Origin of the sequence: Methylotenera mobilis JLW8 (genome assembly GCF_000023705.1) — a bacterium.
Taxonomy (GTDB): domain Bacteria; phylum Pseudomonadota; class Gammaproteobacteria; order Burkholderiales; family Methylophilaceae; genus Methylotenera; species Methylotenera mobilis.
Map to the genome: position 1 here is coordinate 2,359,795 of NC_012968.1, position 26,135 is coordinate 2,385,929.

At 47.0% G+C, this 26,135-nt stretch carries 27 protein-coding genes and 1 riboswitch; of the genes, 14 read left to right on the plus strand and 13 right to left on the minus strand.

Features of this window, described 5'->3' with window-relative positions:
• The first annotated feature begins 28 nt into the window (after positions 1 to 28).
• Positions 29 to 541 (plus strand): hypothetical protein, encoded by a 513-nt coding sequence (locus MMOL_RS11035; protein WP_015833119.1) that lies wholly within the window; start codon positions 29 to 31, stop codon positions 539 to 541.
• A 120-nt stretch (positions 542 to 661) separates the two neighbouring features.
• Here the strand turns inward: MMOL_RS11035 and htpX are convergent, their stop codons facing one another.
• The 3 genes from htpX to def all read right to left on the minus strand — a co-directional run bounded on the left by htpX (position 662) and on the right by def (position 3,070).
• Complete coding sequence (gene htpX, locus MMOL_RS11040) at positions 662 to 1,525, minus strand: zinc metalloprotease HtpX (protein WP_015833120.1); 864 nt, start codon at positions 1,523 to 1,525, stop codon at positions 662 to 664.
• A gap of 82 nt (positions 1,526 to 1,607) precedes the next feature.
• Positions 1,608 to 2,549, minus strand: coding sequence for a methionyl-tRNA formyltransferase (gene fmt / locus MMOL_RS11045; protein ID WP_015833121.1), 942 nt, complete (start codon positions 2,547 to 2,549; stop codon positions 1,608 to 1,610).
• Positions 2,550 to 2,569: 20 nt separating this feature from the next.
• Positions 2,570 to 3,070 carry a peptide deformylase gene (gene def / locus MMOL_RS11050; RefSeq protein ID WP_015833122.1) on the minus strand — a complete coding sequence of 167 codons (501 nt, stop codon included), beginning with the start codon at positions 3,068 to 3,070 and terminating at the stop codon, positions 2,570 to 2,572.
• Positions 3,071 to 3,253: 183 nt separating this feature from the next.
• On the opposite strand from def, the gene MMOL_RS11055 reads away from it, so the two are divergent.
• From MMOL_RS11055 to MMOL_RS11065, 3 genes are all read left to right on the plus strand, one after another.
• Positions 3,254 to 4,423, plus strand: coding sequence for a LysM peptidoglycan-binding domain-containing protein (locus tag MMOL_RS11055; protein ID WP_015833123.1), 1,170 nt, complete (start codon positions 3,254 to 3,256; stop codon positions 4,421 to 4,423).
• An 8-nt stretch (positions 4,424 to 4,431) separates the two neighbouring features.
• Positions 4,432 to 5,544 carry a DNA-processing protein DprA gene (dprA, locus tag MMOL_RS11060; RefSeq protein ID WP_015833124.1) on the plus strand — a complete coding sequence of 371 codons (1,113 nt, stop codon included), beginning with the start codon at positions 4,432 to 4,434 and terminating at the stop codon, positions 5,542 to 5,544.
• A gap of 95 nt (positions 5,545 to 5,639) precedes the next feature.
• Positions 5,640 to 6,113: a Smg family protein gene (locus tag MMOL_RS11065; RefSeq protein WP_015833125.1), complete on the plus strand. Its 474-nt coding sequence runs from the start codon at positions 5,640 to 5,642 to the stop codon at positions 6,111 to 6,113.
• A gap of 153 nt (positions 6,114 to 6,266) precedes the next feature.
• Here MMOL_RS11065 and metF read toward each other — a convergent pair whose 3' ends face one another.
• The 5 genes from metF to metK all read right to left on the minus strand — a co-directional run bounded on the left by metF (position 6,267) and on the right by metK (position 11,780).
• A complete protein-coding gene (gene metF / locus MMOL_RS11070) occupies positions 6,267 to 7,109 on the minus strand; it encodes a methylenetetrahydrofolate reductase [NAD(P)H] (protein WP_015833126.1) in 843 nt (280 codons plus the stop codon).
• A 30-nt stretch (positions 7,110 to 7,139) separates the two neighbouring features.
• Positions 7,140 to 7,484, minus strand: coding sequence for a phage holin family protein (locus MMOL_RS11075; RefSeq protein ID WP_015833127.1), 345 nt, complete (start codon positions 7,482 to 7,484; stop codon positions 7,140 to 7,142).
• 42 nt (positions 7,485 to 7,526) lie between these two features.
• Positions 7,527 to 8,951, minus strand: coding sequence for an adenosylhomocysteinase (gene ahcY, locus MMOL_RS11080; protein WP_015833128.1), 1,425 nt, complete (start codon positions 8,949 to 8,951; stop codon positions 7,527 to 7,529).
• 87 nt (positions 8,952 to 9,038) lie between these two features.
• Positions 9,039 to 9,119, minus strand: a riboswitch (S-adenosyl-L-homocysteine riboswitch).
• A gap of 76 nt (positions 9,120 to 9,195) precedes the next feature.
• Positions 9,196 to 10,440 carry a cyclic di-GMP phosphodiesterase gene (locus MMOL_RS11085; protein ID WP_015833129.1) on the minus strand — a complete coding sequence of 415 codons (1,245 nt, stop codon included), beginning with the start codon at positions 10,438 to 10,440 and terminating at the stop codon, positions 9,196 to 9,198.
• Positions 10,441 to 10,616: 176 nt separating this feature from the next.
• The gene (gene metK / locus MMOL_RS11090; RefSeq protein ID WP_015833130.1) at positions 10,617 to 11,780 is read right to left on the minus strand and encodes a methionine adenosyltransferase; all 1,164 of its coding nucleotides are present in this window, start codon (positions 11,778 to 11,780) and stop codon (positions 10,617 to 10,619) included.
• A gap of 337 nt (positions 11,781 to 12,117) precedes the next feature.
• Between metK and dapF the strand changes: the two genes are divergently transcribed.
• The 6 genes from dapF (at position 12,118) to MMOL_RS11120 (ending at position 17,886) form a co-directional block, all read left to right on the plus strand.
• Positions 12,118 to 12,957, plus strand: coding sequence for a diaminopimelate epimerase (gene dapF, locus MMOL_RS11095; protein WP_015833131.1), 840 nt, complete (start codon positions 12,118 to 12,120; stop codon positions 12,955 to 12,957).
• A 43-nt stretch (positions 12,958 to 13,000) separates the two neighbouring features.
• Positions 13,001 to 13,693, plus strand: coding sequence for a DUF484 family protein (locus MMOL_RS11100; RefSeq protein ID WP_015833132.1), 693 nt, complete (start codon positions 13,001 to 13,003; stop codon positions 13,691 to 13,693).
• Positions 13,694 to 13,707: 14 nt separating this feature from the next.
• Entirely contained in the window at positions 13,708 to 14,589 is an 882-nt protein-coding gene (xerC, locus tag MMOL_RS11105) for a tyrosine recombinase XerC (RefSeq protein WP_015833133.1), read from the plus strand.
• 85 nt (positions 14,590 to 14,674) lie between these two features.
• On the plus strand, positions 14,675 to 15,256 hold the full coding sequence (locus tag MMOL_RS11110; protein WP_015833134.1) for a superoxide dismutase: 582 nt from the start codon (positions 14,675 to 14,677) through the stop codon (positions 15,254 to 15,256).
• A gap of 206 nt (positions 15,257 to 15,462) precedes the next feature.
• Positions 15,463 to 15,792, plus strand: a complete 330-nt coding sequence (locus MMOL_RS11115) for a hypothetical protein (RefSeq protein ID WP_049764496.1) — start codon at positions 15,463 to 15,465, stop codon at positions 15,790 to 15,792.
• A 63-nt stretch (positions 15,793 to 15,855) separates the two neighbouring features.
• Entirely contained in the window at positions 15,856 to 17,886 is a 2,031-nt protein-coding gene (locus tag MMOL_RS11120; protein WP_015833135.1) for a TonB-dependent receptor, read from the plus strand.
• Between the two features lie 56 nt (positions 17,887 to 17,942).
• Here MMOL_RS11120 and MMOL_RS11125 read toward each other — a convergent pair whose 3' ends face one another.
• The gene (locus MMOL_RS11125; protein WP_015833136.1) at positions 17,943 to 18,377 is read right to left on the minus strand and encodes a diacylglycerol kinase; all 435 of its coding nucleotides are present in this window, start codon (positions 18,375 to 18,377) and stop codon (positions 17,943 to 17,945) included.
• Between the two features lie 120 nt (positions 18,378 to 18,497).
• On the opposite strand from MMOL_RS11125, the gene MMOL_RS11130 reads away from it, so the two are divergent.
• Positions 18,498 to 18,770: an oxidative damage protection protein gene (locus MMOL_RS11130; RefSeq protein WP_015833137.1), complete on the plus strand. Its 273-nt coding sequence runs from the start codon at positions 18,498 to 18,500 to the stop codon at positions 18,768 to 18,770.
• A gap of 188 nt (positions 18,771 to 18,958) precedes the next feature.
• Here the strand turns inward: MMOL_RS11130 and pbpG are convergent, their stop codons facing one another.
• The gene (gene pbpG / locus MMOL_RS11135) at positions 18,959 to 19,963 is read right to left on the minus strand and encodes a D-alanyl-D-alanine endopeptidase (protein WP_015833138.1); all 1,005 of its coding nucleotides are present in this window, start codon (positions 19,961 to 19,963) and stop codon (positions 18,959 to 18,961) included.
• Between the two features lie 188 nt (positions 19,964 to 20,151).
• On the opposite strand from pbpG, the gene gcvH reads away from it, so the two are divergent.
• Positions 20,152 to 20,532 carry a glycine cleavage system protein GcvH gene (gene gcvH / locus MMOL_RS11140; RefSeq protein WP_015833139.1) on the plus strand — a complete coding sequence of 127 codons (381 nt, stop codon included), beginning with the start codon at positions 20,152 to 20,154 and terminating at the stop codon, positions 20,530 to 20,532.
• 73 nt (positions 20,533 to 20,605) lie between these two features.
• Here gcvH and MMOL_RS11145 read toward each other — a convergent pair whose 3' ends face one another.
• From MMOL_RS11145 to MMOL_RS11155, 3 genes are read right to left on the minus strand one after another with little or no spacing between them, the layout of a single operon-like run.
• A complete protein-coding gene (locus MMOL_RS11145; protein ID WP_015833140.1) occupies positions 20,606 to 21,676 on the minus strand; it encodes a hypothetical protein in 1,071 nt (356 codons plus the stop codon).
• A gap of 39 nt (positions 21,677 to 21,715) precedes the next feature.
• Complete coding sequence (locus tag MMOL_RS11150) at positions 21,716 to 22,138, minus strand: DNA polymerase III subunit chi (RefSeq protein WP_015833141.1); 423 nt, start codon at positions 22,136 to 22,138, stop codon at positions 21,716 to 21,718.
• 33 nt (positions 22,139 to 22,171) lie between these two features.
• Positions 22,172 to 23,674, minus strand: a complete 1,503-nt coding sequence (locus MMOL_RS11155; protein ID WP_015833142.1) for a leucyl aminopeptidase — start codon at positions 23,672 to 23,674, stop codon at positions 22,172 to 22,174.
• A gap of 198 nt (positions 23,675 to 23,872) precedes the next feature.
• On the opposite strand from MMOL_RS11155, the gene lptF reads away from it, so the two are divergent.
• Both lptF and lptG read left to right on the plus strand, forming a co-directional pair.
• Positions 23,873 to 24,997 carry an LPS export ABC transporter permease LptF gene (lptF, locus tag MMOL_RS11160; RefSeq protein WP_015833143.1) on the plus strand — a complete coding sequence of 375 codons (1,125 nt, stop codon included), beginning with the start codon at positions 23,873 to 23,875 and terminating at the stop codon, positions 24,995 to 24,997.
• A 14-nt stretch (positions 24,998 to 25,011) separates the two neighbouring features.
• Positions 25,012 to 26,082, plus strand: coding sequence for an LPS export ABC transporter permease LptG (lptG, locus tag MMOL_RS11165; protein ID WP_015833144.1), 1,071 nt, complete (start codon positions 25,012 to 25,014; stop codon positions 26,080 to 26,082).
• The last annotated feature ends 53 nt before the right edge of the window (positions 26,083 to 26,135 follow it).

Genomic DNA, 26,135 nt, shown 5'->3' on the forward strand with positions numbered 1-26,135 from the left:
TATGTGTTCGATTCACGAGGAGAGATTCATGAACAAAACAAATATATTAAAGCGTTTACTGGTGACTGGCTTTTTACTTGCAACAGCCAATACGGCGTTTGCAGCGGATGTTGGCGTGTCTATCAGTGTGGGACAACCTGGGTTTTATGGCCAAATTGATATCGGCAACTACCCATACCCACAACCACGCGTCATTTACAGAGAACCTATCATTGTGCATCGTCAGGTAATGGACGTATATGAGCCTATGTACTTACGCGTACCACCTGGCCATTATAAAAACTGGCGCCGCTACTGCGGCCGTTATGGCGCTTGTGGTCGCCCTGTGTATTTTGTGCAAGACCGGTGGTATAACGACGACTTCGTCCCACAATACCGCGCGCACCATCGCGGCGACTACTACCGCAACGATTATTATGACAATCGTGGCAGAGGTGGTTGGGATGATCGAGGCCGCGGAGACCACGACCGAGGCCATGATGGTGACAGGGGAAATCGTGGTAATGGCCATGGCAGGGGAAGAGGCGGAGATAGGGACTAAGACTTGATGCGCGGGGCAACAAGCTTGCCCCGTCTGATATTTAGCACGTTCAGTTAAACTGGCCTTGTAAGACCGTCGGCACAGACTCGCTGTTATCTAATGTACCGTTTTTGCATACCGTTAAAAGCGGCTAGCCATTGCCATTAAACGCGACACACGCTCTGCAGTATCAGGATGCGTACTAAACAATCTATCTAATGATACGCCAGACAACGGATTAATAATCATCATCTGCGCTGTTTCCGGGTGCGCCTCTGCGGTTGGGTTTGCCACTTGGTGTGCATAGTGATGGATTTTCTGCAACGCACTAGCCAAGGCGCGCGGATCGCCACTAATTTCAGCTCCGGCCTTGTCCGCTTCAAACTCACGTGCTCGCGAAATCGCCATCTGTATTAATGTTGCCGCTAACGGCGCCAGTAGCATCACTAATATACCGACTATCGGATTCACATTACGCTCACCCTGATCATTGCGACCACCACCTAACAACATGCCAAACTGCGCTATAGAAGCAATGGCACCCGCTACGGTGGCGGATATCGTGGAAATTAACGTATCTCGATTTCTCACATGCGCAAGTTCATGCGCCATTACCCCACGCAACTCCCGCTCATCCAAAATCTGCATAATGCCAACGGTTGCTGCGACCGCGGCATTCTCGGGGTTACGCCCTGTCGCAAAGGCATTAGGCTGAGACTCATCAATCACATAAACCTTAGGCATAGGCAACTGTGCGTTTTCTGCCAACTGCCGCACCATTTGGTAATAACTGCGGAACTGCACATTGTCTGGTGTAATCTCCTGCGCACCATACATTTTCAGCACGGCTTTATCAGAGAACCAGTACGCGTAAATATTCATCGCGCCAGCCAGCAGCAACGCAATCATCATACCGCCGGCACCGCCTAACGCCGCACCCACCACGCCAAACAAGGCAACAATCGCTGCCATCAAAATCGTCGTTTTCAGCCAGTTTCCTAACATTATTTCACCCTTATCTTATGCTTAGACATTGCATAAAGTGGTGACACTGAGCTTAAAATTCAAGCTGAAATTTCCAAGTTGGTTATGCCCCGCCAAACTGATCACCTGCTTTTAAAGCATGTCCCAGCATAAAGACTGAAGCACTCAAGCGTTTGCCACCTGGGGCTTGTAATTCACTAATGCGCAACACGCCGCCATCACCGCAGGCCACCAAAATACCGTCATGTACATCAAGCACACTGCCAGGAGCGGCGCTACTAGACATACCATCAACAGTGGTCGCCATCCAAAGACGGCATACTTCACCATGTAAAAAGCTTTGCGCAACCGGGAAGGGATTGAATGCACGCACTTGCCTTGAAATTTCTGCAGCACTTTTTTGCCAGTCAATCACCGCTTCTGCTTTTTCTAACTTGTGCGCGTAGGTCACCAACAACTCATCTTGCGGCACACTCGCCAACCGACCCGTTTGGGTTAACACGTGCATCGCCTCTACCATTAAATCAGCACCAATCGCGGCTAACGCATCATGCAAGCCTTGTGTGGTATCGGTTTCAGTAATGGGCACCACGCCCTTACTTACCATAGCACCAGCATCCAAGGCCGGCACTACTTCCATGATGGTGACACCGGTCTCATTATCGCCAGCCAAGATAGAGCGATGGATAGGCGCAGCACCGCGCCAGCGCGGCAACAATGAGGCATGGATGTTATAACAGCCATGCTTAGGCATCTGCAACACAACAGTGGGGATAATTAAACCATAGGCAGCAACAATCATGACATCGGCATGCGTTTCTGCGATTTCCGCCTGTACCGTCGCATCTTTTAAGGTTTCGGGCTGAAACACAAATAAACCATACTGCTCGGCCAATACTTTAATCGGACTAGCTTTTAGCTTCATACCGCGCCCAGCTGGACGGTCTGGCTGTGTTAGCACCATCACAACATCATGGCCAGCCTCAATCAGTGCCGCCAATGCCGGCACGGCAAAATCGGGTGTCCCCGCAAATATAATTTTCAACGCTTTAACCCCTAATCAGACTATTTGCCACGCTGCTGCTTGAGCATTTTGTTTTTAATTCTATTACGCTTAAGTGGGGATAAGTATTCAACAAACACCTTACCCTGCAAATGATCCATTTCATGTTGAATGCACACGCTCAATAAGCCATGCGCCTCCAAAGTAAAGCGCTTACCGTCTTTACCCAAAGCCTCAACCAAAATCTTTTCTGCGCGCGTCACACTCTCGTAGACCCCTGGCACTGACAGACAACCCTCTTCATAAACTTGCTCGCCATCACGCTCCAGTATTTTAGGGTTAATAAACACCTGCAGTTGGTCTTTGGTCTCACTGGTGTCTACCAACAACAGCTGCACGTGCTGATCGACCTGCGTTGCTGCCAAGCCTATCCCCGGCGCCGCGTACATGGTTTCCGCCATATCATCAATCAAGCGGTGAACCGCTGCGTTCACTTCTTTCACAGGCTTAGCCACCGTATGCAAACGCGGGTCAGGATAATTAAGGATATCTAAAATTGCCATAAAAACTCTTTAATATACACATTCAAAAATTCGAAAAAATCTCAAAAGCTGAGCTTTTTCCATAAAAGCTTGATTCTTTAATGAATTACGTGATAAATTTAACGTAAATTCACGGTGTGTGCGGCTCATATTGCACGCCATTGTATGTCGTCTAAATGCATCTTTGACCGAGGTCATCAACATATGTTTCGCAATATTATAACGCTGCTCATGTTTTGTTGCTTAAGCTTCAACCTGAATGCACAAGTAATTGCACTAAAAGAAGATCATCCGGATCGTCACGTCGTGGTCAAAGGTGACACCTTGTGGTGGATATCTGCCCGCTTCCTTAAAGACCCATGGTTATGGCCCCAAGTTTGGCAGCTAAACCGCGCCCAAATTAAAAACCCGCACTTAATTTATCCCGGCGACGTTATCGTGCTTGATCAAAGTAGCGGCACTCCGCAACTAAAACTATTACGCCCAACCATTACGCTAGAGCCTGGTGTGATCGTTGAACCAGTGGATCAAGCTGCAATTTCTACCATCCCAATCAACGCGATTGCGCCATTCTTAAGCCAGCCACTAGTGATAGAAAAAGATCAACTAGCAGAATCACCAAGAATTATTGCAGGGCCGGATAACCGTGTGGTACTTAGCACTGGCACACGCGTTTACATTAACAAAATTGAAGAAAATAAAGACCTGAATTGGTTTATTTACCGTCCAGGTGACTCCATGGTAGACCCAGACTCGAAAGAAGTGCTGGGGGTAGAAGCGACCTACCTAGGGGATTTACGCGTTAAAAAATACGGCAAGCCTGCAACAGCAGAGGTAACTAAAGCGAAAGAAGAGATTTTTGTCAAAGACCGCCTAGTGCCAAGCGGGGATGAAATTTCCGTCAACTTTACACCGCATGCACCTGACACGCAGATCAAAGGACGAGTGCTGAAGATTTATGGTGGACTAGCCGAAACTGGACCTGGGAGCATTATTTCTATCAGTCGCGGCTCTAAAGATGGCGTAGAAGTGGGGCAAGTACTAGCAATTAGCCGCTACGGCCGCATTATTAAAGACCCTGAGCCGACAAAAGAAGCCAAAGAAGAGGCTAAAAAAGCGGATGCGAAGCCAAAATTAAAAGAGTTAAATTTTGACATTTCCACTGGTGAAGATGGCAAAGCCATCGTTAACTTTGGCAAAGACAAAAAAGAAGCCACAAGCACTGAGCCAGCATTGGAACCAGGCTACATTAAGCTTCCAGATGAGCGCGTAGGTTTAATCATGGTATTCCGGGTATTTGATCGCGTTGCTTATGGCCTCGTTATGCAAGCCAGCGACCCAATTAACACGCTAGATTCTGTACACAATCCTTAACTGCACGCATGACTATCAGTCGCGAAGAAGTTGCGGAAAAGTCGCTATGGGTGAGCTTGGGCAGCATTTCCGGTATAGGGCCACAGACCTTTTGCCAGTTACTGAGAGCCTTTGGTAGTCCCTACAATATCTATGCCGCCAGCCTCTCGCAGTTAAAAGAAGTCGTTTCAGCCACCATTGCTAATGCAATTAGTAATGGTGCCAACCAAGAACCCGCTGCAGAGTTCACGCAATGGCTGGCTGGAGCCAACAACCATCTGATCACGCTTGCAGACCACGAATATCCACGTGCACTCTTAGAAATCAGCGACCCACCACCTTATCTATACGCAAAAGGTAATTTGGCGCTCCTGAATCAACCCAGCATCGCCATCGTAGGCAGCCGCAATGCATCCGTACAAGGTGAAAAAAACGCAGAAGCGTTCGCTTATGACCTGTGCCAGCACGGGCTGTGCATCGTCAGTGGCTTGGCACTTGGCATAGATGGTGCAGCCCACAGAGGCGCACTTAAGGCCGGCGGCGCAACCATTGCCGTAGTCGGCACCGGGCTGGACATTGTGTACCCGGCAAAACACCGCGAACTTGCTCACCAAATTGCGGAACACGGCTTACTTTTGTCTGAGTTTGCATTGGGCACGCCATCCAAGCCACAAAACTTTCCCAAAAGAAATCGCATCATTAGCGGCCTAAGTTTGGGCTGTTTGGTAGTAGAAGCCAACATACAGAGCGGCTCACAAATTACCGCGCGCATGGCTGCAGAGCAAGGCCGTGAAATTTTTGCCATTCCAGGCTCAATCCATTCGCCCATGTCTAAGGGCTGCCACCAGCTCATCAAGCAAGGCGCCAAACTGGTGGATTGCATACAAGATATTACGGAAGAGCTCAAACTGCAGCCTCGCAGCAACACCTTAATATCCAAGGCATCAGCATCTCAAGATAGAGAAATCGCCTCATCTGAGCAATTGCTGCTCGACACCATGGGCTTTGACCCAGCACCTTTAGAGCGCCTAGTCACGCTGACAGGCTTGACGGTGGCTGAAGTTTCATCCATGCTAATGTTACTGGAGCTTGATGGCAAAGTTGCCAGCTTAACAGGAGGGCAATATCAAAAAATTATGTAGTTTTTAATTCAAAAATTTAATTAAACCATTTCGCCTAAATGAATCATTAGTACGTGAGTCATTCATTAAGTGAATCATTAATAAGGATAAAAATCATGTTTGAAGCCTTGGTTTATATGTTCGAAAACTACATTGACACACAATACAGACCCGACAACAACACTCTCACCCGAGAGTTATTTGCCGCAGGGTTTGACGAAGAAGATATTAACGGTGCTTGCGATTGGTTCAATCAGTTAGAATCCATGACCGGCAAGCCAGAGCTATTTCAAATGGCAGATGCTGCCAATAGCCGCATATTTACCGAAATAGAGCTAAAAAAGATATCTGCCGAAAGCATCGCTTTTATTTTATTCTTGGTACAAGCCAACATCCTCAACACTTCACAGCGAGAACTAGTACTGGAACTTGCCATGAACGTTCCGCAAGCCATGATAGGGATTGAGGAAATGCGCTGGATCGTGCTCATGACCACATGGGGTGCCAGCAAGACTGGTCCGGATAAAACTAAAGAGTATTTGTTTATTGAAGATGTATTGCTGAATGAAAAAAAGCCTACACTGCACTGAATATAGCGACTCTTAATTAGAGTCACTTGATACAGCGGCTTTTACTGCTTAGATTTTGTACTAACTCAGAACAACTCGCCATGCCAAGAGCCCAGCATGGCGAGCAAGTCCTTATACGCTACCCCAACTAGCTAGGGGAAAGCGCTCAACCGCTTATTCCTGAACGTTCTCGATAATATTGCTGATGATATTAGATTGATTCAACGTATAGAAGTGCAAGCTAGGTACACCCCAAGCCAGCAGGGTTTCGCACAACTCACTCACCACATCTACACCAAATGCTCTTAGTGATGCCATATCGTCGCCGTACTCTTCTAAACGCATTTTTAACCAACGCGGAATTTCAGCACCGCACACACTTGAAAAGCGCGCCAACTGGGTAATATTGTAAATAGGCATAATACCTGGCACGATAGGCACGTTAATGCCTAATGCATCGCACTGATCAACAAAGCGGAAATAAGCATCTGCATTATAAAAATATTGCGTAATGGCAGAGTTTGCACCTGCAGCCACCTTGCGCTTCAAGTTCTGCAAGTCTGCGGCAGGTGTACGCGCCTCTGGATGAAACTCTGGATAAGCGGCAACTTCAACACTAAAGTGGCTGCCGGTTTCCTCTCGAATAAATGCCACCAGCTCAGAGGCATAACGGAAATCACCAGCACTCACCTCACCTGAAGGAATATCGCCGCGTAGCGCCACCAAACGTTTAATGCCTTGCGTTTGGTAAGCTTGCAATAAGTCTCGAATTTCCGACTTACTGGATGAGATGCCGGAGATATGTGGTGCAGCCTGAAAGCCTTCACGCTGAATTTCCAGCACAGTATCCATGGTTCTATCACGCGTAGAGCCACCCGCACCAAAGGTGACGGAATAAAACTCAGGATTAAACTTTGCAAGCTGGCTACGCGTTTCGCGTAATTTATCCATACCTTCAGTCGTTTTAGGCGGGAAAAACTCGAAACTAACATCAAACTTTTTAGTAGTCGTCTTCATTTGTATGTCTTTATATATATTTCTTCGTGATTATTTATCATCAATTAATAGCGCGGCCAGTAGCCATGAGAACACGCTGTACAGCAATGCGCCTAGTACACCTGCCATTAAGGTATCCACATGAAAGCCCTGTAATGACTGCCCAACAAAATAGAACAGAACCCCATTAATCACTAAAATAAATAGCCCCAATGTGAGCACAGTAATGGGCAGCGTCAGCAAAATCAGCAAGGGTCGAATCAGGATATTGACCAGACCGATGATGAAAGACGCCAGCAAAGCACTCAAGAAGCTTGCCACATGAATATTGGGCAGCAAATAAGCCACCGCTAATAATGCCAGTGCATTTAGCACCCACCCCAATAGCAATTTCATGCGACTGCTCCTTTATACTTTAGCCGTTAAGCCCAGACTTACTTAGTAGCGGTAAGTATCAGGCTTAAATGGACCTTGCTTTTGCACGCCAATATAAGCAGCTTGCTCGTCGGTGAGTACAGACAATTGTGCATTCAATTTCTTCAATTGTAATACCGCCACTTTTTCATCAAGATGTTTAGGCAAAGTATATACGCCTACTGGGTATTTACTGGTTTGGGTAAACAACTCAATTTGCGCGATAGTTTGGTTAGCAAATGATGAACTCATCACATAACTTGGGTGACCAGTACCGCAACCTAAGTTCACTAAACGACCTTTTGCCAGCAGAATGATTTTTTTACCATCTGGGAAAATCACATGGTCAACTTGCGGCTTGATTTCATCCCAAGTGTACTTTTCCAGTGAAGCAACATCAATTTCATTGTCAAAGTGACCAATGTTACAAACAATCGCTTGGTCTTTCATTTTCGCCATGTGGTCATGGGTAATCACATGATAGTTGCCAGTTGCAGTTACAAAAATGTCACCGTGCTCAGCCGCATAATCCATAGTTACCACACGGTAGCCTTCCATCGCTGCCTGCAATGCACAGATTGGGTCAATTTCTGTTACCCAAACTTGGGCTGAAAGTGCACGTAAAGCTTGAGCAGAACCCTTACCTACATCGCCATAACCGGCAACGATAGCAATCTTGCCAGCCACCATCACATCGGTTGCGCGTTTGATTGCATCTACTAAAGACTCACGACAGCCATACAAGTTATCAAATTTAGATTTAGTCACAGAGTCGTTAACGTTAATCGCTGGGAACGCCAACTTGCCTTCTTTATGCATTTGATACAGACGGTGCACACCAGTTGTTGTTTCTTCAGTCACGCCTTTAATTTGCGCCAAACGTGTTGAGTACCAGCTTGCGTCTGTTGCTAATTTAGCTTTAATCGCGGCAAACAAACAGGTTTCTTCTTCTGAAGTAGGGTTAGCAATCACAGACAAGTCTTTTTCAGCACGTGTACCTAGATGCAACAGCAAAGTAGCATCGCCGCCATCATCCAGAATCATGTTGCTGTAGCCACCATCTGTCCATTCAAAGATGCGATGTGTGTAATCCCAGTATTCAGCTAATGTTTCACCTTTCACTGCAAACACTGGTGTGCCGCCAGCAGCAATCGCTGCAGCAGCATGGTCTTGTGTAGAGTAGATATTGCAAGATGCCCAGCGCACGTCCGCGCCTAAGTCTTTTAAGGTTTCAATCAGCACCGCGGTTTGAATCGTCATGTGCAAACTACCGGTAATGCGCGCGCCTTTCAGCGGCTGTGCTTTTGCGAACTCTTCGCGAATCGCCATCAAACCTGGCATTTCTGTTTCAGCAATCGCAATTTCTTTACGGCCAAAAGCGGCTAAATTGATGTCGGCAATAACGTAATCGTTGGCTATATTTTTAAAATCAGCAGTCACAGTATTCATGTGTTTTCCTTGAATGTGTGACCGGGGGGAAGGGGGTGTAGCGGAAGATAATCTATCTCACCCATATCCCGTGCCCGGCACGGTTAATATTGGTGAGCGTCGTTTACTGCAAAGTTCTGAGCCTGGGAGCCTGTATGGTTAACACGCCTCGCAACGCCCCTCAGAAGTAAAGCCATTATACTTGATATTATTTTTAGCGCAATTAAGAATTCGCAACCATTTGTTTCATATAAAGATTTACAAGCTACTCAGCCCATAACTTATCGACGTCGTGCACACCCCAAAACACGGGATCTTCGTGACCAACAATCGCATCATTAGCACCTCCCTTAGAGAGATCTATCACTTCAACAGGCAATCTTGTTTTAGATTTTGTTGAAAAGAATACTTTCACAATCGGCGTCAATAAAGATTTAGGGCTTTGGTCTATCACTACAGCCAATCGCCCTGACTTCAGTTTCACCATAGAGCCTATAGGATAAATACCCACACTTTTCACGAAGGCCTTGAACACAACATCATCAAAGTGCCCCGCCCACTGAGCCATACGTTGCAAGGACACACCTGGCTCCCAACCATCTTTATACGGCCTGTTTGAAGTAACCGCATCATAAACGTCACAGACTGCCCCCATTCTTGCGAAGAGAGTAATCTCGTCACCCTGCAGACGATGTGGATAACCTGTACCATTTACTTTTTCATGATGATGCAAACACACATCTAGCGTAACAGCATCTGTAATATTGGCTTGAACCAACAATTCATGACCGCGTTCCGGATGCAGCTTCACCAATGTAAACTCGTCATCAGTTAATGCGCCCGGTTTATTAAGCACATCTAAAGGAACAGCTGCTTTACCGATATCATGCAACAGCCCAGCTAACCCAGCTTGCTTGACGTGCTGCTCGGACATTCCAAGCTCTTTTGCCAGCGCAACCATCAACGCACACACTGCCACTGAATGCATATAAGTGTAATCGTCTTTGGTTTTAAGTCTAACCAAACTAATTAACGCGCCTTCATTCCTTGCTACTGACTCTGCAATATCATCCACAAACTGCATCGCAGCTTCAGCACGAATAGCTTTGCCCATTCGCACATCATTAAACATTGACGTTACGGCTTTTTTTGAAGCAGAGATCACCTGCTTAGCGCGCGCACGCTCCTCTGAGGAAGTAATGCGCTTAACCTTGGAGATGGGCTTAACAGAAGAATCAGTCTCTACAGGAGCTTGCTGCAACTGGTTGGGGGGTAGATTTTCATGATCTTTCACCTCTACAGGAAGCGCTTCCACTTCATGCAAGACATCCAAACCTTTAGATGTATCAATAACCACTTCTTTAATTGAACTAGCTTGCAATTTCTTTAAATCAGTGGAATCTTCTAATTTAAATGCTTTTTTCCAAAAAGGATGATCTATCCACGAACCTTTTAATTCATGGATAAACATACCCAAACGCACTTGCTTTGTAGAAACGATTTTTAACATGTGATAACGATCAATTAGTTATTGATATTATACCTAGAATGAATAAATTACATTGAACTATTACCCCTAAACTTAGTATTGAATTAAAGCGAATAAAGGATTTTTTGTGAACAAAAAACCCCATTATGCATTTGCATAATGGGGTTTGCATCAGAAGCTTTATGCAGCGTCGCTAACTACAAACCAGCAGCAGCTCGCAATGCAGCCGCCTTATCCGTAGCTTCCCACGTAAACTCAGGCTCGTCACGACCAAAATGACCGTAAGCCGCGGTTTTACTGTAAATCGGGCGCAACAAGTCCAGCATCTGCACGATGCCTTTTGGACGCAAATCAAAGTGCTCCAACACCAACTGTGTCAGCACTTCGTTGGAAACCTTACCTGTACCGTAAGTTTCTACCATTACGCTAGTTGGTTTAGCAACACCAATCGCATAGCTCACCTGCACTAGGCAGCGCGACGCTAAACCTGCCGCCACAATGTTTTTGGCAACGTAGCGACCTGCGTAAGCAGCACTACGATCAACTTTAGATGGATCCTTACCCGAGAATGCGCCACCACCATGCGGTGCTGCGCCGCCGTAGGTATCCACAATAATCTTGCGGCCGGTTAAGCCGCAATCACCTTGCGGGCCACCCACTACAAAACGGCCGGTAGGGTTCACCAGAAACTTGATATCGCCTTTGATTAACTCTTTAGGCAACATAGGCTTGATGATTTCCTCAATCGTCGCCTCACGTACGGCTTCTAAACTCATCTCAGGTGCATGCTGGGTTGACACTAACACGGTGTCGATTTTATATGGTTTGCCATCGACATACTGCACAGTCACTTGTGACTTCGCATCTGGACGCAACCATGGCAGACGGCCATCTTTACGCAATTGCGCTTGACGCTCCATCAATCGGTGACTCAACCAGATTGGCAACGGCATCAATTGGGGCGTTTCATCTACCGCATAGCCGAACATCAAGCCTTGGTCACCCGCACCTTGGTCTAGTGGGTCATCATGCGCACCATCCACACCCTGTGCAATGTCTGGTGATTGCTTGTCATAAGCCACCAGCACAGCACAACCTTTATAATCGATACCGTATTCAGTATTGTCGTAACCAATGCGCTTAATCGCATCACGTGCCACTTTAATATAATCAACATTCGCTGTTGTCGTAATTTCACCCGCTAACACAACCAAACCGGTGTTCGCTAAAGTTTCAGCCGCTACACGCGCAGTTGGATCTTGTGCCAGGATAGCATCCAGAATACTGTCTGATACTTGGTCTGCTAATTTGTCTGGATGGCCTTCAGATACTGATTCTGAAGTAAAAAGGTATTCGCTCATTCATCTGCCTTGGAAAGAAAAAAGTTTATTAAGATACTTACTAAAGGCTGAAGCAAGTATTGGGGAGGTGAATTGTACCTGAATTAGTCATTACATCAAAAAAAATTACTAATTATCAACACATTACCAACCGCATCTGATAGTCAAAAATAGAATTGGTTCATTAACACCATTAACCCGGTGCGAAGATAGCCAACGGCAAATCCACACACGCAACACGCATTAAAAACATGATCAACACACGCAGCATACTGAGCTAGCGTTTAAAACTGACTGTTTTACATATTAAACTGCGATTTTTTCACCGCTAAATATGCATTCTCATTACAATAAACACATGGCTAATATGATTAAATTTACAAAAATGCAAGGCGCCGGTAATGACTTCATGGTCATCGATGGCGTCACACAATCCATCTCCCTCAGTGCAGACACCATTAAAAAGCTCGCCAACCGTCAATTTGGCATAGGCTTTGATCAACTGCTGCTGGTTGAATCATCCGCAGTAGCGGATTTTAAATACCGCATTTTTAATGCCGATGGCAGCGAGGTTTCACAGTGCGGCAACGGCGCGCGCTGCTTTGTACGCTTTGTCGTTGACCAAGGTTTGACCCAGCAGCGTGAAATTAGCGTTGAAACTGCCAGCGGCATTATCACCCCGAAACTAGAAGATCACGGCCTGGTCACCGTGAATATGGGCGCACCTAGATTTAAACCTGACGCAATTCCGTTTGTGGCAGCGTCTGCCGCCACGCACTATGCGCTGGAAGTGAATGATCAAGCGTTCAATATTGCCGCAGTCTCTATGGGCAACCCACACGCAGTACTGACGGTAGATGATGTTGAAACCGCCCCAGTACTCCCATTAGGTAGTGCAATTGAACACCACCCTCGCTTCCCTGAACGTGTCAACGTTGGTTTTATGCAAGTCATGGACGAGCACCATATTAAGCTTAGAGTGTTTGAGCGCGGCTCAGGTGAAACACTGGCCTGCGGTACCGGAGCCTGTGCCGCCGCGGTTACTGGCATTCAATCCGGTCGCCTAAGCTCTCCGGTTAAAGTCTCAGCGCGTGGCGGTGAGTTGAGCATCGCATGGCAAGGCGCAGATACACCCGTGATGATGACAGGCCCGGCCGTCACTGTATTTACCGGTGAGATAGATTTAGACGCTATCTAAACCAAATGCGATCTAATTAATAAAATTTAAAGAAAGACCAATAATGACAAGCAATCAGCATGAGGCAATTTCTGCAGAGGATGTAAAAGACTACCTGCGTAACCATCCTAGTTTTTTTGAAAAAAACGCTACGTTACTCACAGAAATAACCCTGCCTAACCCGCACGGCAGTGGCGTCATCTCACTCACGGAGCGCCAGCAAATAGCGCAGCGCGATAAAATTCGTGTGATTGAAGCCATGATGGCGCAAATGATTGTGCATGCAGAAGAAAATGATGCCACCAGCGCCAAAGTGCACAAGCTTAGTGTCAAATTACTGAATCAACAAAGCTTCAGCGCGCTGCAGACACTGATTGCAGAAACATTAAAACTAGATTTCGCCGTGACGGAACCCCTTATCCGCATCTGGGTAAAACCAAGCAATAGTGCAATTATCCAAGATGCAGTATTTACCCACGTTAGCGACGCCTTCAACGAGTGGGTCATGTCGCTAACGCAACCTTACTGTGGTGCAAAACCTGAAGTAATGGGTGACTTGGTTGACAGCAAACTGCAGTCATTTGTGATTATCCCGTTAGGTAAAATAGCCGCAGACCAGCGCCCGTTTGGCGTACTAATTCTAGGTTCGTCAGACAAGGATAGATTCAAAGCCGGCATGGGCACCATGTATCTGGAACATATCGGCGAGCTAGTGGCGACTGCTCTGCTCAATCATTTATTTGCCTTAAATCTATAAATAGCCGCACATAGATGCTGCATCTAGACGCATATATTCAGCACCTGACATTTGAACGCGGCCTTAGCCAGCTTACCTGCATAAACTATAGGCGAGATATTTCACTGCTGGAGTCTCTCGCCGAAGCTGCTGATTTACAAACGATAAGCCATGCGCAAATCAGGCGTTTTATTGGCAAACTGCACGCACGTGAGCTCAGTAGCAAAAGCATAGCCAGAGCTCTTTCTGCCTGGCGAGGGTTTTATGATTACTTAATTCACCACCACGGCTATACACAAAACCCAGTGCATGGATTGCGCGCGCCTAAAGCAGCCAAGACACTGCCGCAAGCGCTATCGGTAGACCAAGCAGTGAACTTCGTTGATATTCAAGGTGGGGGCACGCTGGATCTTAGAGACCATGCCATACTGGAACTGTTTTACTCCTCAGGCTTACGCCTGGCTGAACTGGTAAACTTGGATATTGACCGCCTGGATTTTACCGATGGCACCGTAGAAGTCATCGGCAAGGGCAACAAAACCCGCATCGTGCCGTTAGGCAGCCACGCGGCAGAAGCCATGCAAAAGTGGCTACAGGCACGTGCGCTCATTCCAACCGCCGAAACCAATAAACAGGCGGTGTTTATCACCCAACAGGGGAAAAGAATCACCCCACGCGCGGTGCAATATCGAGTGAAAGCATGGGCAATTAAACAAGGCGCAGACTCCAATCTTCATCCGCATATGTTACGCCACAGCTTTGCCAGCCATGTGCTGCAATCCAGTCAAGACCTGCGTGCGGTTCAGGAGATGCTCGGCCACGCCAACATCAGCACCACGCAAGTGTATACGCATCTGGACTTCCAGCATCTGGCTAAAGTCTATGATAACGCCCATCCCAGGGCCAAGAAAAAATAGTCAAATTCGACAATACCCTACTAATTTACACTGTTATTATGGCAAAATAACGGTTTAGACGTTAACTTACGAACAAAGGACTATCATGGAACATCAATTACCAGCTTTACCGTACGCACAAGACGCGTTAGTGCCACACATCTCAGTAGAGACTATCGAATACCACTACGGCAAACATCACCAAACTTACGTGACCAACCTGAACAACCTGATCAAAGGTACAGAGTTTGAAAACTTAAGCCTAGAAGAAATCATCAAGAAATCTTCAGCTGGCATTTACAACAACTCAGCACAAATCTGGAACCACACATTTTTCTGGAGCAGCATGAAGCCTAATGGCGGCGGCGCTCCTACTGGTGCATTGGCTGATGCTATCAACGCAAAATGGGGCTCATTTGACGAGTTCAAAAAAGCATTTCAAGCTTCTGCAGTTGGCAACTTCGGCTCTGGCTGGACATGGTTAGTGAAAAAAGCTGACGGCTCTGTAGATATCGTGAACATGGGCGCGGCTGGCACACCATTAACCACAGGCGACAAAGCATTGCTTACTATCGACGTTTGGGAACACGCTTACTACATCGACTACCGCAACGCTCGTGCTAAATTTGTAGAAGTATTCTTAACTTCTTTAGCTAACTGGGATTTTGCTGCAGCAAACTTTGCTTAATACCCCATTATTAGCACCCCCAGTATCTCATTAACCTAAGGGTTCGCGAGATGCCGCGATAAAAAGCCTTAAAGGAAACTTTAAGGCTTTTTATTTGCCTACTAATCGCAAACATTCCCCCATACTGCGATAAAGAACGATTGCGCTCCGTCTGCCATTTATTTTTTGACGGAACAAATACTAAAACTCTGTTAAAATGCGCAACTATGTTGCAAAAATTCATCGTCAACCTCAGCCTTGCCCTGCTATTTGCATTGACGCAGATAGGTGTAGCCACGCATGAAATTAGCCACATTACTAATGGCACGCAACACTCACAAACCAGTGAAAAATCGCAGCAAAAAAGCACGGTTGCCGAGCAATGCGCCCAATGTATTAGCTATGCAAAAATCGCCAGCGGGGTCTTAGCAACCCCAATCATCATCCCAATCAGCCAGCCTGGCTTGATTGCAACATCCAGCAAGCCAAGCTCCTTTCAGCTTTACGCAAGCAGCCCGTATTCGGCAAGAGCACCTCCTCAAATCGCAAGTATTTAAGTTAAAAATGACAGCAAACCACCACGTTTGCTGATTACTTGCTTTTATTTTGAGGTTATTGATATGTACAACTCCCCTAGCCTGCAAGTGCTTAACGCATTTGCATTTAGACCCTTGCTTGTTGCTGTGGCCACAGCACTTTCCACGCCATCCATCGCCGCTGATGCTAATATCGGTATCGACTTACCCACAGTATCCGTCACCAGCAACCCATTAGGCGTAGCCTCTGACGAACTGGTAGTACCAGTTGCAGTAATCAGCGGGCGTGAGCTGTCGCTAAAGCGAGAAAGCACTTTAGGCGAAACCCTCAACGGCATCCCTGGCGTCAGCGCTACACAGTTTGGTCCCAACGCCTCGCGCCCTGTGATTCGCGGATTAGATGGTGAGCGCGTACGCATCATGCAAAATGGCACCAGTATTTTAGATGCTTCTAGCTTAAGCTTTGATCATGCAGTCGGGGTAGACCCGCTCATCATAGAGCAGATTGATGTGGTGCGTGGGCCAGCTGCGCTACTGTATGGCGGCAGTGCCGTAGGTGGCGTAGTGAACGCGATTGACCACCGCATTCCTAAAGAGCAGCTAGATGGTGCCACTGGCCGTGCTGAAACACGCTTTGGCGGCCCCAGCAACACTAGGAATGGTGCCGCAGTCATTGATGTGGGAAACGGCAAGATTGCCATTCATGCCGATGCTTATACACGCAAAACAGACGACCTGGATATTCCAGGTTATGCAGTCTCGCGCCGCAAAAGTGCTGAAGATGGCACTCCACGTGAGAATCGTGGAAAATTGGCCAACAGCAGTGCAGATGGCGATGGCGGTGCACTAGGTGCAGCCCTCACTTTTGAAAATGGCTATATCGGCACCTCTTTCTCCACCATGCGCAATAATTATGGAGTGGTGGCTGAAGAAGACGTACGCATCGATATGAAAAGTGACCGCTGGGATGTTGCCAGCGAGTTTACAGATTTAAGCGGCATCATTAACCGTGTAAAACTGCGTGCCGCACACACAGATTACGAACATCGTGAATTAGAAAATGGCAATGTAGGCACTACATTTAAAAATCGTGGCATGGAAAGCAGCATTGAGTTAGGCCATCGTCCATTTGGTGCATTAAATGGCACCATTGGCTATCAATTCAGCAATACCAATTTCGAAGCGCTAGGCGAAGAAGCCTTTGTCCCCGATGTCAACACACAGAACCATGCAGCGTATCTTTATGAAGAATTGGCCATCGGTCAGCACAAAATCACGTTTGGCGGACGCTTGGGTCACACCTCGGTGGATTCTAAAGATAACGCAAACTTCGGCGCAGGTCAGCGCAACAGCTTTAACCCCAACAGTGCAGGGCTAGGTGGTCTTTACAGCATTAACGCTAACTGGTCAGTGACCGGCAACTTCTCGCATAACGAACGCGCGCCAAGTTATTTTGAGCTGTACGCGAACGGTGCACATATGGCTACCGGCCAGTTTGAAGTAGGCAACGCCAATTTCCAAAAGGAGCGCTCCAATGGCATTGATGCACAACTGCGCTGGAAGGATGCGAAAAACTCATTCAGCATCGGCACCTATTACACTAGATTCAGCAACTTTATTGGGCTATTTGGAACCGGCAATGAAATTGCGGTTGGCGGCGAACTCTTACCAGAAGCCAAATTCATGACAGTACCCGCCGTGTTTAAAGGGTTTGAAAGCGAAGCCAAATTCGGCCTGACGGATAGCGTAAGCCTTAATTTGCTTGGTGATTATGTGCATGCCAAAGATCTGCGTAATGACAAGTATTTACCGAGAATTGCGCCATTACGCCTAGGTGCAGGGCTACAGTATCAACGCAATAAACTGGGAGCAAAATTAGACGTCCTCAAGGCGTTTGCACAAACGCATACCGCCGAGAGTGAATTGAAAACAGATGGCTATATTAACGTAAGCGCACTTGTTTCTTACAAGCTGCCAACCAAACTTAATTTAGAGATATTTGCCAAAGCCAACAACCTGCTTAACCAAGAGATACGTGAGCACGCCTCGTTCTTGAAAGATATCTCCATGCAGGGACAGCGCTCCATATTATTTGGATTACGCGGCGATTTTTAATACAAGGCAGGCACAGTTTAAGCTGACAACAGCTTAAACTGTGCTGGTTGAGCGCGTTATGCGAACAGGATTAAACCCCAGACCACTGCCACAATCAACAAAGCGATAAACACCGCAGCACTGCCGATGTCTTTAGCCTGCTTAGCCAGCGCATGATGCTCGGTAGAGGTGTGATCCACCGCGGCCTCAATGGCAGAGTTAAGCAGTTCCACTATCAGCACCAACAGCACGCTAGCAATCAGCAGCGCCTGCTCAACAGGGCTATGACCTAAGTAAATAGCCAGTGGAATTAATACAATCGCCAGAAAAACCTCTTGGCGGAAAGCATCTTCATGCACAAAAGCCGCTTTAAATCCTTCCAGCGAGTAACCAAAAGCGTTAATCAAGCGGCGAACACCAGTTTTCCCTTTAAAAGGGCTGGTTGCTATATGCTTAGATTTTGGTGCGTCTTGTGCTTGGTCCACAGGCTTATTAGGAGGTGTTGACATCATAGACTTTCTGAAAAAATTGATTACGTAACGTTAAATTGTGAATAGTTTAATGCATGAATTTTAACATGCGCTATCATAACGGTTTAAGCAATAACGATTAGATTATATAAAAGGACTATCATGGCACGTACTGTTAATTGTATTAAACTGGGCAAAGAAGCCGATGGCATGGACTTCCCGCCATACCCAGGTGAGTTAGGCAAACGTATTTACATGAGCGTATCGAAAGAGGCATGGGCCGTATGGTTAAAACAGCAAACCATGCTGGTGAATGAAAATCGCCTCAGTTTGGCTGACCCTTCTGCACGTAAATATTTAGCCGAACAAACTGAGAAGTATTTCTTCGGCGAAGGTGCCGACACTGCTAGCGGCTATGTTCCACCAAAAGAATGATGGTTACTCAATGATTGCCAAGTGGCGCAGTTAGCAGCGCCGCGCCGCCTCACCCATAAAAAAAACGCCAGCAATGCTGGCGTTTTTTTTATTTGATTGAACCTATTGAGTTCAAATTATTTGGTTCAAGCTGTTAAATTTCCAACCAAGTGAGCTACAAACTAAGCCTAGCTTGCTACTCAATACAACTAACCGCTAACAAACGTGCCTAAAGAGCCGGCTTCGTTGGTCTCTACCCATTTACGGATACGATTAGCATCACCTATACGAGTTAATTTACCAGCAGAATCCAGCAACACAATAATTACAGGCTGACCTGAAATATGCGCCTGCATGACCAAGCAGCGACCCGCTTCATTGATAAAGCCTGTTTTTGATAGACCGATATCCCACTTACCGCCACGCACTAAAGCATTGGTATTCACAAAGCTGAGCGGGCTGCGGCGACCGTACAAGGTAATTTCTTGTGAAGCCAGCGTCGTTACCTGGCGAATTTCTGCGTAGTGATACGCGGCATCGACCATTTTGGCTAAATCTTCCGCGGTCGATACGTTATTGCTATCTAAACCAGTTGAATCCACAAAACGGCTTGCATTCATGCCCAGCAATTTCGCTTTTTGGTTCATCGCTTTCACAAAAGCATAGCTACCACCTGGGTAGTTACGACCCAAAGCTGATGCAGCCCTATTTTCTGAAGCCATCAAGGCTAACTGTAACATTTCGCCACGCGTCAGCGTAGTACCCACACTTAACCTAGACGTTGTATGTTTCAGGTAATCGACATCTTCATCCGAAATATTGAGCAGTTCATCCATCGGCAAATGCGCATCCAGCATCACCATCGCTGTCATCAACTTGGTAACCGATGCGATCGGCGTTGGTAAATTGGTATTTTTTGCAAATAACACTTCACCCGTTTGCTGGTTAAGCACCAAGGCTTTGGCTGAAGCTAATTTTAGGGGGGTGGTACCATCGTAGCTATCAACAGCGGCGATCGCTTTACGTGCAGGTAAGCGCGTTTTAACACGCAACGCACTGGTCTTATATTTTACGGCTTTGTACTTGCTGGAAGCTTTAGATTGAGTAGAAACCTGTCTGTGTTTTTTATCAGTTGCCGCATCCGCAGCCACAGGAACCAAGCACAGCGCCAAGCTAATGTAAAATAAAGTAAACTTTTGCAGTGTGCTTTTCATAATGACTTATATCTCATGGAGTTACAGCACAATACTATATAAAAACTTTAGCTTTGTCACCATAATTCTTAAGGAATTTTTAAGGATTTAATGGTTAACCCTCACCTAGATTAAAAATAAATTAACTTTGGCTTAAATTACGTTAAAATTTAAGCCAATCTCAACTAAAAAATCACAGAGCAACCAGCATGGAAACGCCACAAACTTTGTTATTCAGCCCCCAACATTTATGGACAAAAGCTACGGCCGATGGCGCATGGGAAGCCGGTATTACCGATTACGCACAAAACCTGCTAGGTGACATCGTGTTTGTTGAGGCGCCGGCTGTGGGCACCCGTTTGAATGCAGCACAACCATGCGGCTTGGTAGAGTCGGTCAAAACCGGTTCAGATCTGCATGCACTGATCAACGGTGTAGTGCTTGAAATCAATCAAGCGGTGATAGACTCACCAGAACAGATTAACGACCATCCGTATAAAGCATGGATATTTAGATTTAAAGCAGATAACGATGCGGATGCGGAGCAACTACTATCCGCTAGCGCTTATGATGCGCTGACTGACGCCTAAGACAGTGGCAAACTAACGACTCCCCCTCAACGCAGCCTAGCACTTTGCCAAGAGCAAGGCCGCGGTCACAAAACTAAACCACGGGGAAGACCAAGCGCACCGCCTCCACCACTTTGGCAACCTCTGCTCGCACATTAGCTATCATCTCGCGCTCTATGCGCGGCGTTTCCACGGCCAACACCTCATGCACTTTATTAGCCAACGCCTGCTCTGTGGTAGGCAACTCTGCATTCAAACCCTGAATAAAGTCACTCTTCGCCCGCTCTGCCAGCAGAGTAAAGTCCGCTTTCAGTGTTGCGCTTAACTGCTGCGACAGCTCTTCATACAGTGCAGGGAACGTAGCGCCCAGCTTCTGCTGCAACGCCTGCTGAGATTGCAACTGAATCGCATCCAGATAAATATTTAACTCTGATTGCGTATGCTGCGTCAGGTCTTTGTAAATACTGGCAAGGTCTTGCGCCAAGCTGGCGCGATGCTCAGTGAGTATATCCTCGTGCAACCTTGCGATTTTAGCCTGCAAGTCGTGTGAGGCATTCTCTACCGTCAGTTTTTCCAAATTCAGCAACGATGCCTGCAGCCCTTCGGTAAGTGACTGCTCCAGTGTTGGTAGCGTAGCACTTAGGTTATGTTGCACATCCTCCATTACTTGCGACTGCATTTGCGCCAAGCTTTGTGCTAAATCAGCCTTAATAATGTCCACATTGGCGTGTACCATTTTAGGAATTTCGGTGGCAAAATCCGCTCGCGTTCTGTCAACAAATACCGAAGTCTGCTCCATAATAGCCTGCTTTGCATTCATCAGCTCGGTGCCGATTTGCTGCTTGAGTACCTGCTCGGCATCTTGCTGCGCTGCCAACACATGCTCAGCAAACTGCGCATGTTGCTGCGTTAAGTCACTCAAAGCATCAGTTTGGCCAACTTTGATTTCAGTTGACATATTTGACAGGTAATCCAGTAACTCTTGCCGCACCTCATCTTTAATTTTCTGCGCGACAGAGCGTTCAATCTCGGCCGCTATCTGCGGCCTGATTTCAGCGACAATCGTGCTGATTAGCTCAGGCGTGACATTAAACGTATTTGCCAACACTTGCGTGGGCAGGGCATGCACCTCAGTTAACAGGGGGATATCGTCATCTTCTTGCATGTAATTTAATGTCCTTCTAACGTGCCAATAAACGGTTAATTAAGAGGCAGACTCATCGGTAGACTTGATTTGATAACCGCGATCCCGATAAAACTTATAACGCGCCCTGGCGAGCGCCTTATCCGCATCATCCGCGCCCACCAGTTCCACCAAATATTTAAATCGACTAAAAAACGGCGGATGCTCAGCTTTTAAATTAATCAAAATATCATCTTGCAACAACTGCGTGCCTTCTTTATCCACAATAATCGCCACATCATCCTGCTCAGGGCTGCCTGGGTAAGCACTCGGTAGAAAGCTGGTCGCCGAATGCTGCCACAACAATGCCTGCACATTTGCAGACATGACGTCATCTTGGGTAAAAATAGTTAGCTGACGCCGCTTCGCCACCGCTCGATCGCACAATTCGGCAACCTTTGCCAATTTATCGGGAACGTTAAAGAAGAACTCTACACGCGTCATGATAAAAGCACTCGCATCGAATAACGCCCGCTGTTAGCGGGTACGACCAACCAAGAACTCTGTCAACAATGGCACTGGGCGGCCGGTGCCACCTTTTTCCTTGCCAGACTTCCAAGCAGTACCAGCGATATCCAGATGCGCCCAATCATACTTTTTGGTAAAGCGCGATAAGAAGCAAGCTGCGGTGATGCTGCCACCTGCACGCCCGCCAATATTAGCGATATCAGCAAAGTTACTATCCAATAACGGTTGATAGTCATCCCACATTGGCATATGCCATGCACGATCCAGCGCCTGCTCACCGGCTTGCAACAACTCTTTGGCCAAATCATCATTATTACTAAATAGGCCAGTCGCATGATGGCCTAGTGCAATCACACATGCGCCGGTCAAGGTAGCAATATCCACCACAGCGCTAGGCTCAAAGCGTTCGGCATAGGTCAACGCATCACATAAAATCAAACGCCCCTCTGCATCGGTGTTCAACACTTCAATAGTCAGGCCGGACATACTGGTTAACACATCGCCCGGCCTAGTAGCACGGCCATCCGGCATATTTTCACAGGTAGGAATCACACCCACCACATTCAACGGCAAATCCATCTCTGCGATGGTTTTAAACAAGCCCAACACGGTAGCAGCGCCACACATGTCATACTTCATCTCATCCATCTCTGCGCCTGGCTTCAATGAAATACCACCGGTATCAAAGGTAATGCCTTTGCCTACCAGCACTACTGGTTTTTGACTCTTGTCACCTTTAAGATGCTGCAACACGATAAGTTTAGGTGGCTGCTCACTGCCTTGCGCTACAGCCAAAAATGAGCCCATGCCCAGCTTCTGCATCGCTTCGCGCTCCAGCACTTCCACAGCCAAGCCGTAAGTGCTCGCCATTGCCTGCGCCTGCTCGGCCAAGTAGCTAGGAGTACAAACATTAGGCGGCAAGTTGCCCAAATCTTTGGTTAAGCTGACGCCGGCACCTATTGCCTTACCATCACGCAAGCCTGATTCAGCCGCGACTACATCTGCGGCAGCAGTTATCTGGATAACCAGCTTTTTAATGCCTTTTTTCGCTGCTTTTTCTTCTGCTGCATCGGGCTTACGCTTAATCGCATCAAAGCGATAGCTCGCATCTAGGGCAGTTTCCACTAATTGCGACACTTTTTTATGCACATCCACACCAGCTACTGGCAACTCAGCCAGTGTCGTCAACACGACATCAACGCTAATGGCACCCAGCGCCTTTACCGAAGCACGTACCGCCTTGCCGTATTGCTTGGCGCCAAATTCAGCTTTTTTACCCAAGCCTACCAGCAGCACGCGATCAGCTTGCGCACCCGGCACCTGATGCAACATCAAACTAGAGTCTAGCTTACCCTCTAAATCACCATGTTTCAGTACGCTACCGATATACCCTGAGGACAATTTATCAATCGCTTGTGCCGCATCTGATAACTCACGCCCCTCATACACGCCAACGATGACACAATTATGATGCTGTTTTTCCGCTGCGCCCGTTTTTATGCTAAATTCCATAGTGTTAGATCCTAGTTATTGTTGTTACATTAAATTTTTTGCCGAAATGCAGAATCGTCGCTACTTGCAGTAGTTAACTACTCTACAATAGCGCATTAAACATCAGCATCAATTCAATCAAATGTTAAGTTTGATTAAATTATCGCGTGTTTTACATGTAATTCATAGTCGTAAATAAATTGGTTTACTGTCCAGTATATGCTTTTTAGGCACTCATTAATAAAAGAACTCATCTCAACGGCTGCAGGTGCATTCCTCATCCTGATTGGGATTGTGGTCGCCCAGCGCGCGGGTACTTTAGTGCGCCTAGCGGCTAAAGGCATTCTGCCTAACGACGCCATTACCACCATCCTTGGCTTTAACATGGTGAAGTTTTTACCCATGGTGCTCTCGCTCTCGCTATTTTTGGCGGTACTCATGACCTTATCGCGCTGGTATCGCGACTCGGAAATGGTCATTTGGTTTAGCGGCGGGCTCAGTATCAACAACTGGGTACGCCCGGTGCTTACCTTTATCTTCCCTGTCATCCTGTTTATCTTGGCGCTCAGCCTGTTTGTAATGCCGTGGGCAACCAGCAAGGGCGAACTCTATCGCACCCAATTAGAAGCACGCGATGACTTAGCCACTATTAGTCCTGGCGTATTTAAAGAGTCTGCCAATGGTGATCGAGTATTTTTTATGGAAAGTTTTGACGAATTGGGCAATGTCGTCAAAAACATTTTTGTACAAACGATGCAGCACCAAAAGCTGGGCGTGATTGTTGCGGCCCAAGGCAGCCGTTACACTGAAAAAAATGGCGACAATTTTGTGCTGATGGAAAACGGAAAACGCTACGAAGGCAGACGGGGCAGTGCGGAGTTCTCCACCACGACTTTTGAAAAATACGCCATCCGCATCGAGGCAAAAGAAGCAAAAGAAGAGCCGCCCAGCACCCAATCTAAATCCACGAAGGAACTGGTCAGCTCAGCCAACAGTACTAACAAAGCAGAACTGCAATGGCGGCTTGCCATCCCGATCTCGGCACTGATACTTAGCTTACTCGCCATCCCGTTGAGCGCACTAGACCCACGAGCAGGACGCTCAGCCAACTTTATCCTCGCTTTGGTGATTTACATTATTTACAACAATCTACTGAGCATTTTTCAGGCTTGGACCGCACAAGGCAAACTTAGCGCACTGGTTGGCTTATGGCCTGTGCATGCGTTTTTCTTATTGTTGACCATTTACCTATTCCGTCGACGTGCGCAGCAGCTACCCTTAATCCCAAGTATATTTGCAATGCACTGGCTAAAAAAACGCCGCCAAGCTACCTTAGCAAGCTAACCGATTAGCCTTTTATGAAAATCATTACCCGCTATTTATTCAAAGAAATTACAGTCAATGTACTGTTGATTACATTGGCACTTATTGCCATGTTTTCGTTCTTTGATCTGATACAGGAGCTGGAAAGCCTCGGTCATGGCAGCTATGGTTTGAGCAAGATTCTATTATTTGTAGCATTGAGCGCGCCTGGCCACGTGTACGAAGTGATGCCTGTCGCCGTACTGGTTGGCTGCATGTACAGCTTGGGACAGCTTGCTCGTTACTCAGAACTAATCGTATTAAGGGTAAGTGGCATCTCCCTTTACAGTCTGGCTGCCACCCTCATCAAAATAGGCATGCTATTTACCGTCATCACTTTCTTGATTGGTGAGTTAATCACACCGCTTAGCGAAAAAATGGCGCAGCGCATCCGTATCAAAGCTACCGATTCGGTGATTGTGCAAGACTTCAAATCCGGGCTATGGGTCAAAGATGGCCACAGCTTTGTCAACGTCGAAGAAGTGTTGGCAGACACTACGCTGCTAAACATCCATATTTATGAGTTTGATGACAAGTTCAACCTACGCACCGTCAGCCATGCCCACAAAGGACTGTATGAGGATGAGCAATGGCATTTGAAATCAGTATCACAAACGCATCTGGACAAAGATAGTAACCACGTAGAACATTTGGACAAAGCAACTTGGCGCTCGCTGATACGCCCGGAACTACTCAATGTATTACTGGTGTTGCCAGAAAAGATGTCCGCATGGAATTTGTACGCATACATTGACCATTTGGCTGCCAACAAGCAAAAAACCACGCGTTACAAAATGGCGTTATGGGCAAAACTGGTTTACCCATTGGCCAGCTTGGTCATGGTCATACTGGCGCTACCATTTGCATTTATACAGCAGCGCGCAACGGGTGCCAGCACAAAAATCTTTATCGGCATCATGCTGGGCATTTTATACCAGACGCTGAACCAGACCTTTGTCCATCTAGGCCTTTTAAACGACTGGGCGCCAGCATTTAGCGCCATTACGCCAACCGCGCTGTTCCTGCTGGGCGGGCTGGCAATGCTACATCATATCGATAAAAGGTAGACAGCAGCATCCACGATGCCGCCACGATAAAGTGGATGATGAGCAGGTGTTGA

Excerpts from the sequence above, each read along its gene's own strand:
- def (WP_015833122.1), bottom strand. The coding sequence starts at position 3,070 with ATGGCAATTTTAGATATCCTTAATTATCCTGACCCGCGTTTGCATACG.
- MMOL_RS11130 (WP_015833137.1), top strand. The coding sequence starts at position 18,498 with ATGGCACGTACTGTTAATTGTATTAAACTGGGCAAAGAAGCCGATGGC.
- MMOL_RS11085 (WP_015833129.1), bottom strand. The coding sequence starts at position 10,440 with ATGTTAAAAATCGTTTCTACAAAGCAAGTGCGTTTGGGTATGTTTATC.
- MMOL_RS11075 (WP_015833127.1), bottom strand. The coding sequence starts at position 7,484 with ATGAAATTGCTATTGGGGTGGGTGCTAAATGCACTGGCATTATTAGCG.
- MMOL_RS11065 (WP_015833125.1), top strand. The coding sequence starts at position 5,640 with ATGTTTGAAGCCTTGGTTTATATGTTCGAAAACTACATTGACACACAA.
- xerC (WP_015833133.1), top strand. The coding sequence starts at position 13,708 with ATGCTGCATCTAGACGCATATATTCAGCACCTGACATTTGAACGCGGC.
- metF (WP_015833126.1), bottom strand. The coding sequence starts at position 7,109 with ATGAAGACGACTACTAAAAAGTTTGATGTTAGTTTCGAGTTTTTCCCG.
- MMOL_RS11035 (WP_015833119.1), top strand. The coding sequence starts at position 29 with ATGAACAAAACAAATATATTAAAGCGTTTACTGGTGACTGGCTTTTTA.
- MMOL_RS11115 (WP_049764496.1), top strand. The coding sequence starts at position 15,463 with ATGTTGCAAAAATTCATCGTCAACCTCAGCCTTGCCCTGCTATTTGCA.
- dapF (WP_015833131.1), top strand. The coding sequence starts at position 12,118 with ATGGCTAATATGATTAAATTTACAAAAATGCAAGGCGCCGGTAATGAC.
- lptG (WP_015833144.1), top strand. The coding sequence starts at position 25,012 with ATGAAAATCATTACCCGCTATTTATTCAAAGAAATTACAGTCAATGTA.
- dprA (WP_015833124.1), top strand. The coding sequence starts at position 4,432 with ATGACTATCAGTCGCGAAGAAGTTGCGGAAAAGTCGCTATGGGTGAGC.
- ahcY (WP_015833128.1), bottom strand. The coding sequence starts at position 8,951 with ATGAATACTGTGACTGCTGATTTTAAAAATATAGCCAACGATTACGTT.
- MMOL_RS11145 (WP_015833140.1), bottom strand. The coding sequence starts at position 21,676 with ATGCAAGAAGATGACGATATCCCCCTGTTAACTGAGGTGCATGCCCTG.
- htpX (WP_015833120.1), bottom strand. The coding sequence starts at position 1,525 with ATGTTAGGAAACTGGCTGAAAACGACGATTTTGATGGCAGCGATTGTT.
- gcvH (WP_015833139.1), top strand. The coding sequence starts at position 20,152 with ATGGAAACGCCACAAACTTTGTTATTCAGCCCCCAACATTTATGGACA.
- MMOL_RS11150 (WP_015833141.1), bottom strand. The coding sequence starts at position 22,138 with ATGACGCGTGTAGAGTTCTTCTTTAACGTTCCCGATAAATTGGCAAAG.
- metK (WP_015833130.1), bottom strand. The coding sequence starts at position 11,780 with ATGAGCGAATACCTTTTTACTTCAGAATCAGTATCTGAAGGCCATCCA.
- MMOL_RS11100 (WP_015833132.1), top strand. The coding sequence starts at position 13,001 with ATGACAAGCAATCAGCATGAGGCAATTTCTGCAGAGGATGTAAAAGAC.
- MMOL_RS11125 (WP_015833136.1), bottom strand. The coding sequence starts at position 18,377 with ATGATGTCAACACCTCCTAATAAGCCTGTGGACCAAGCACAAGACGCA.
- MMOL_RS11155 (WP_015833142.1), bottom strand. The coding sequence starts at position 23,674 with ATGGAATTTAGCATAAAAACGGGCGCAGCGGAAAAACAGCATCATAAT.
- MMOL_RS11120 (WP_015833135.1), top strand. The coding sequence starts at position 15,856 with ATGTACAACTCCCCTAGCCTGCAAGTGCTTAACGCATTTGCATTTAGA.
- pbpG (WP_015833138.1), bottom strand. The coding sequence starts at position 19,963 with ATGAAAAGCACACTGCAAAAGTTTACTTTATTTTACATTAGCTTGGCG.
- MMOL_RS11055 (WP_015833123.1), top strand. The coding sequence starts at position 3,254 with ATGTTTCGCAATATTATAACGCTGCTCATGTTTTGTTGCTTAAGCTTC.
- MMOL_RS11110 (WP_015833134.1), top strand. The coding sequence starts at position 14,675 with ATGGAACATCAATTACCAGCTTTACCGTACGCACAAGACGCGTTAGTG.
- lptF (WP_015833143.1), top strand. The coding sequence starts at position 23,873 with ATGCTTTTTAGGCACTCATTAATAAAAGAACTCATCTCAACGGCTGCA.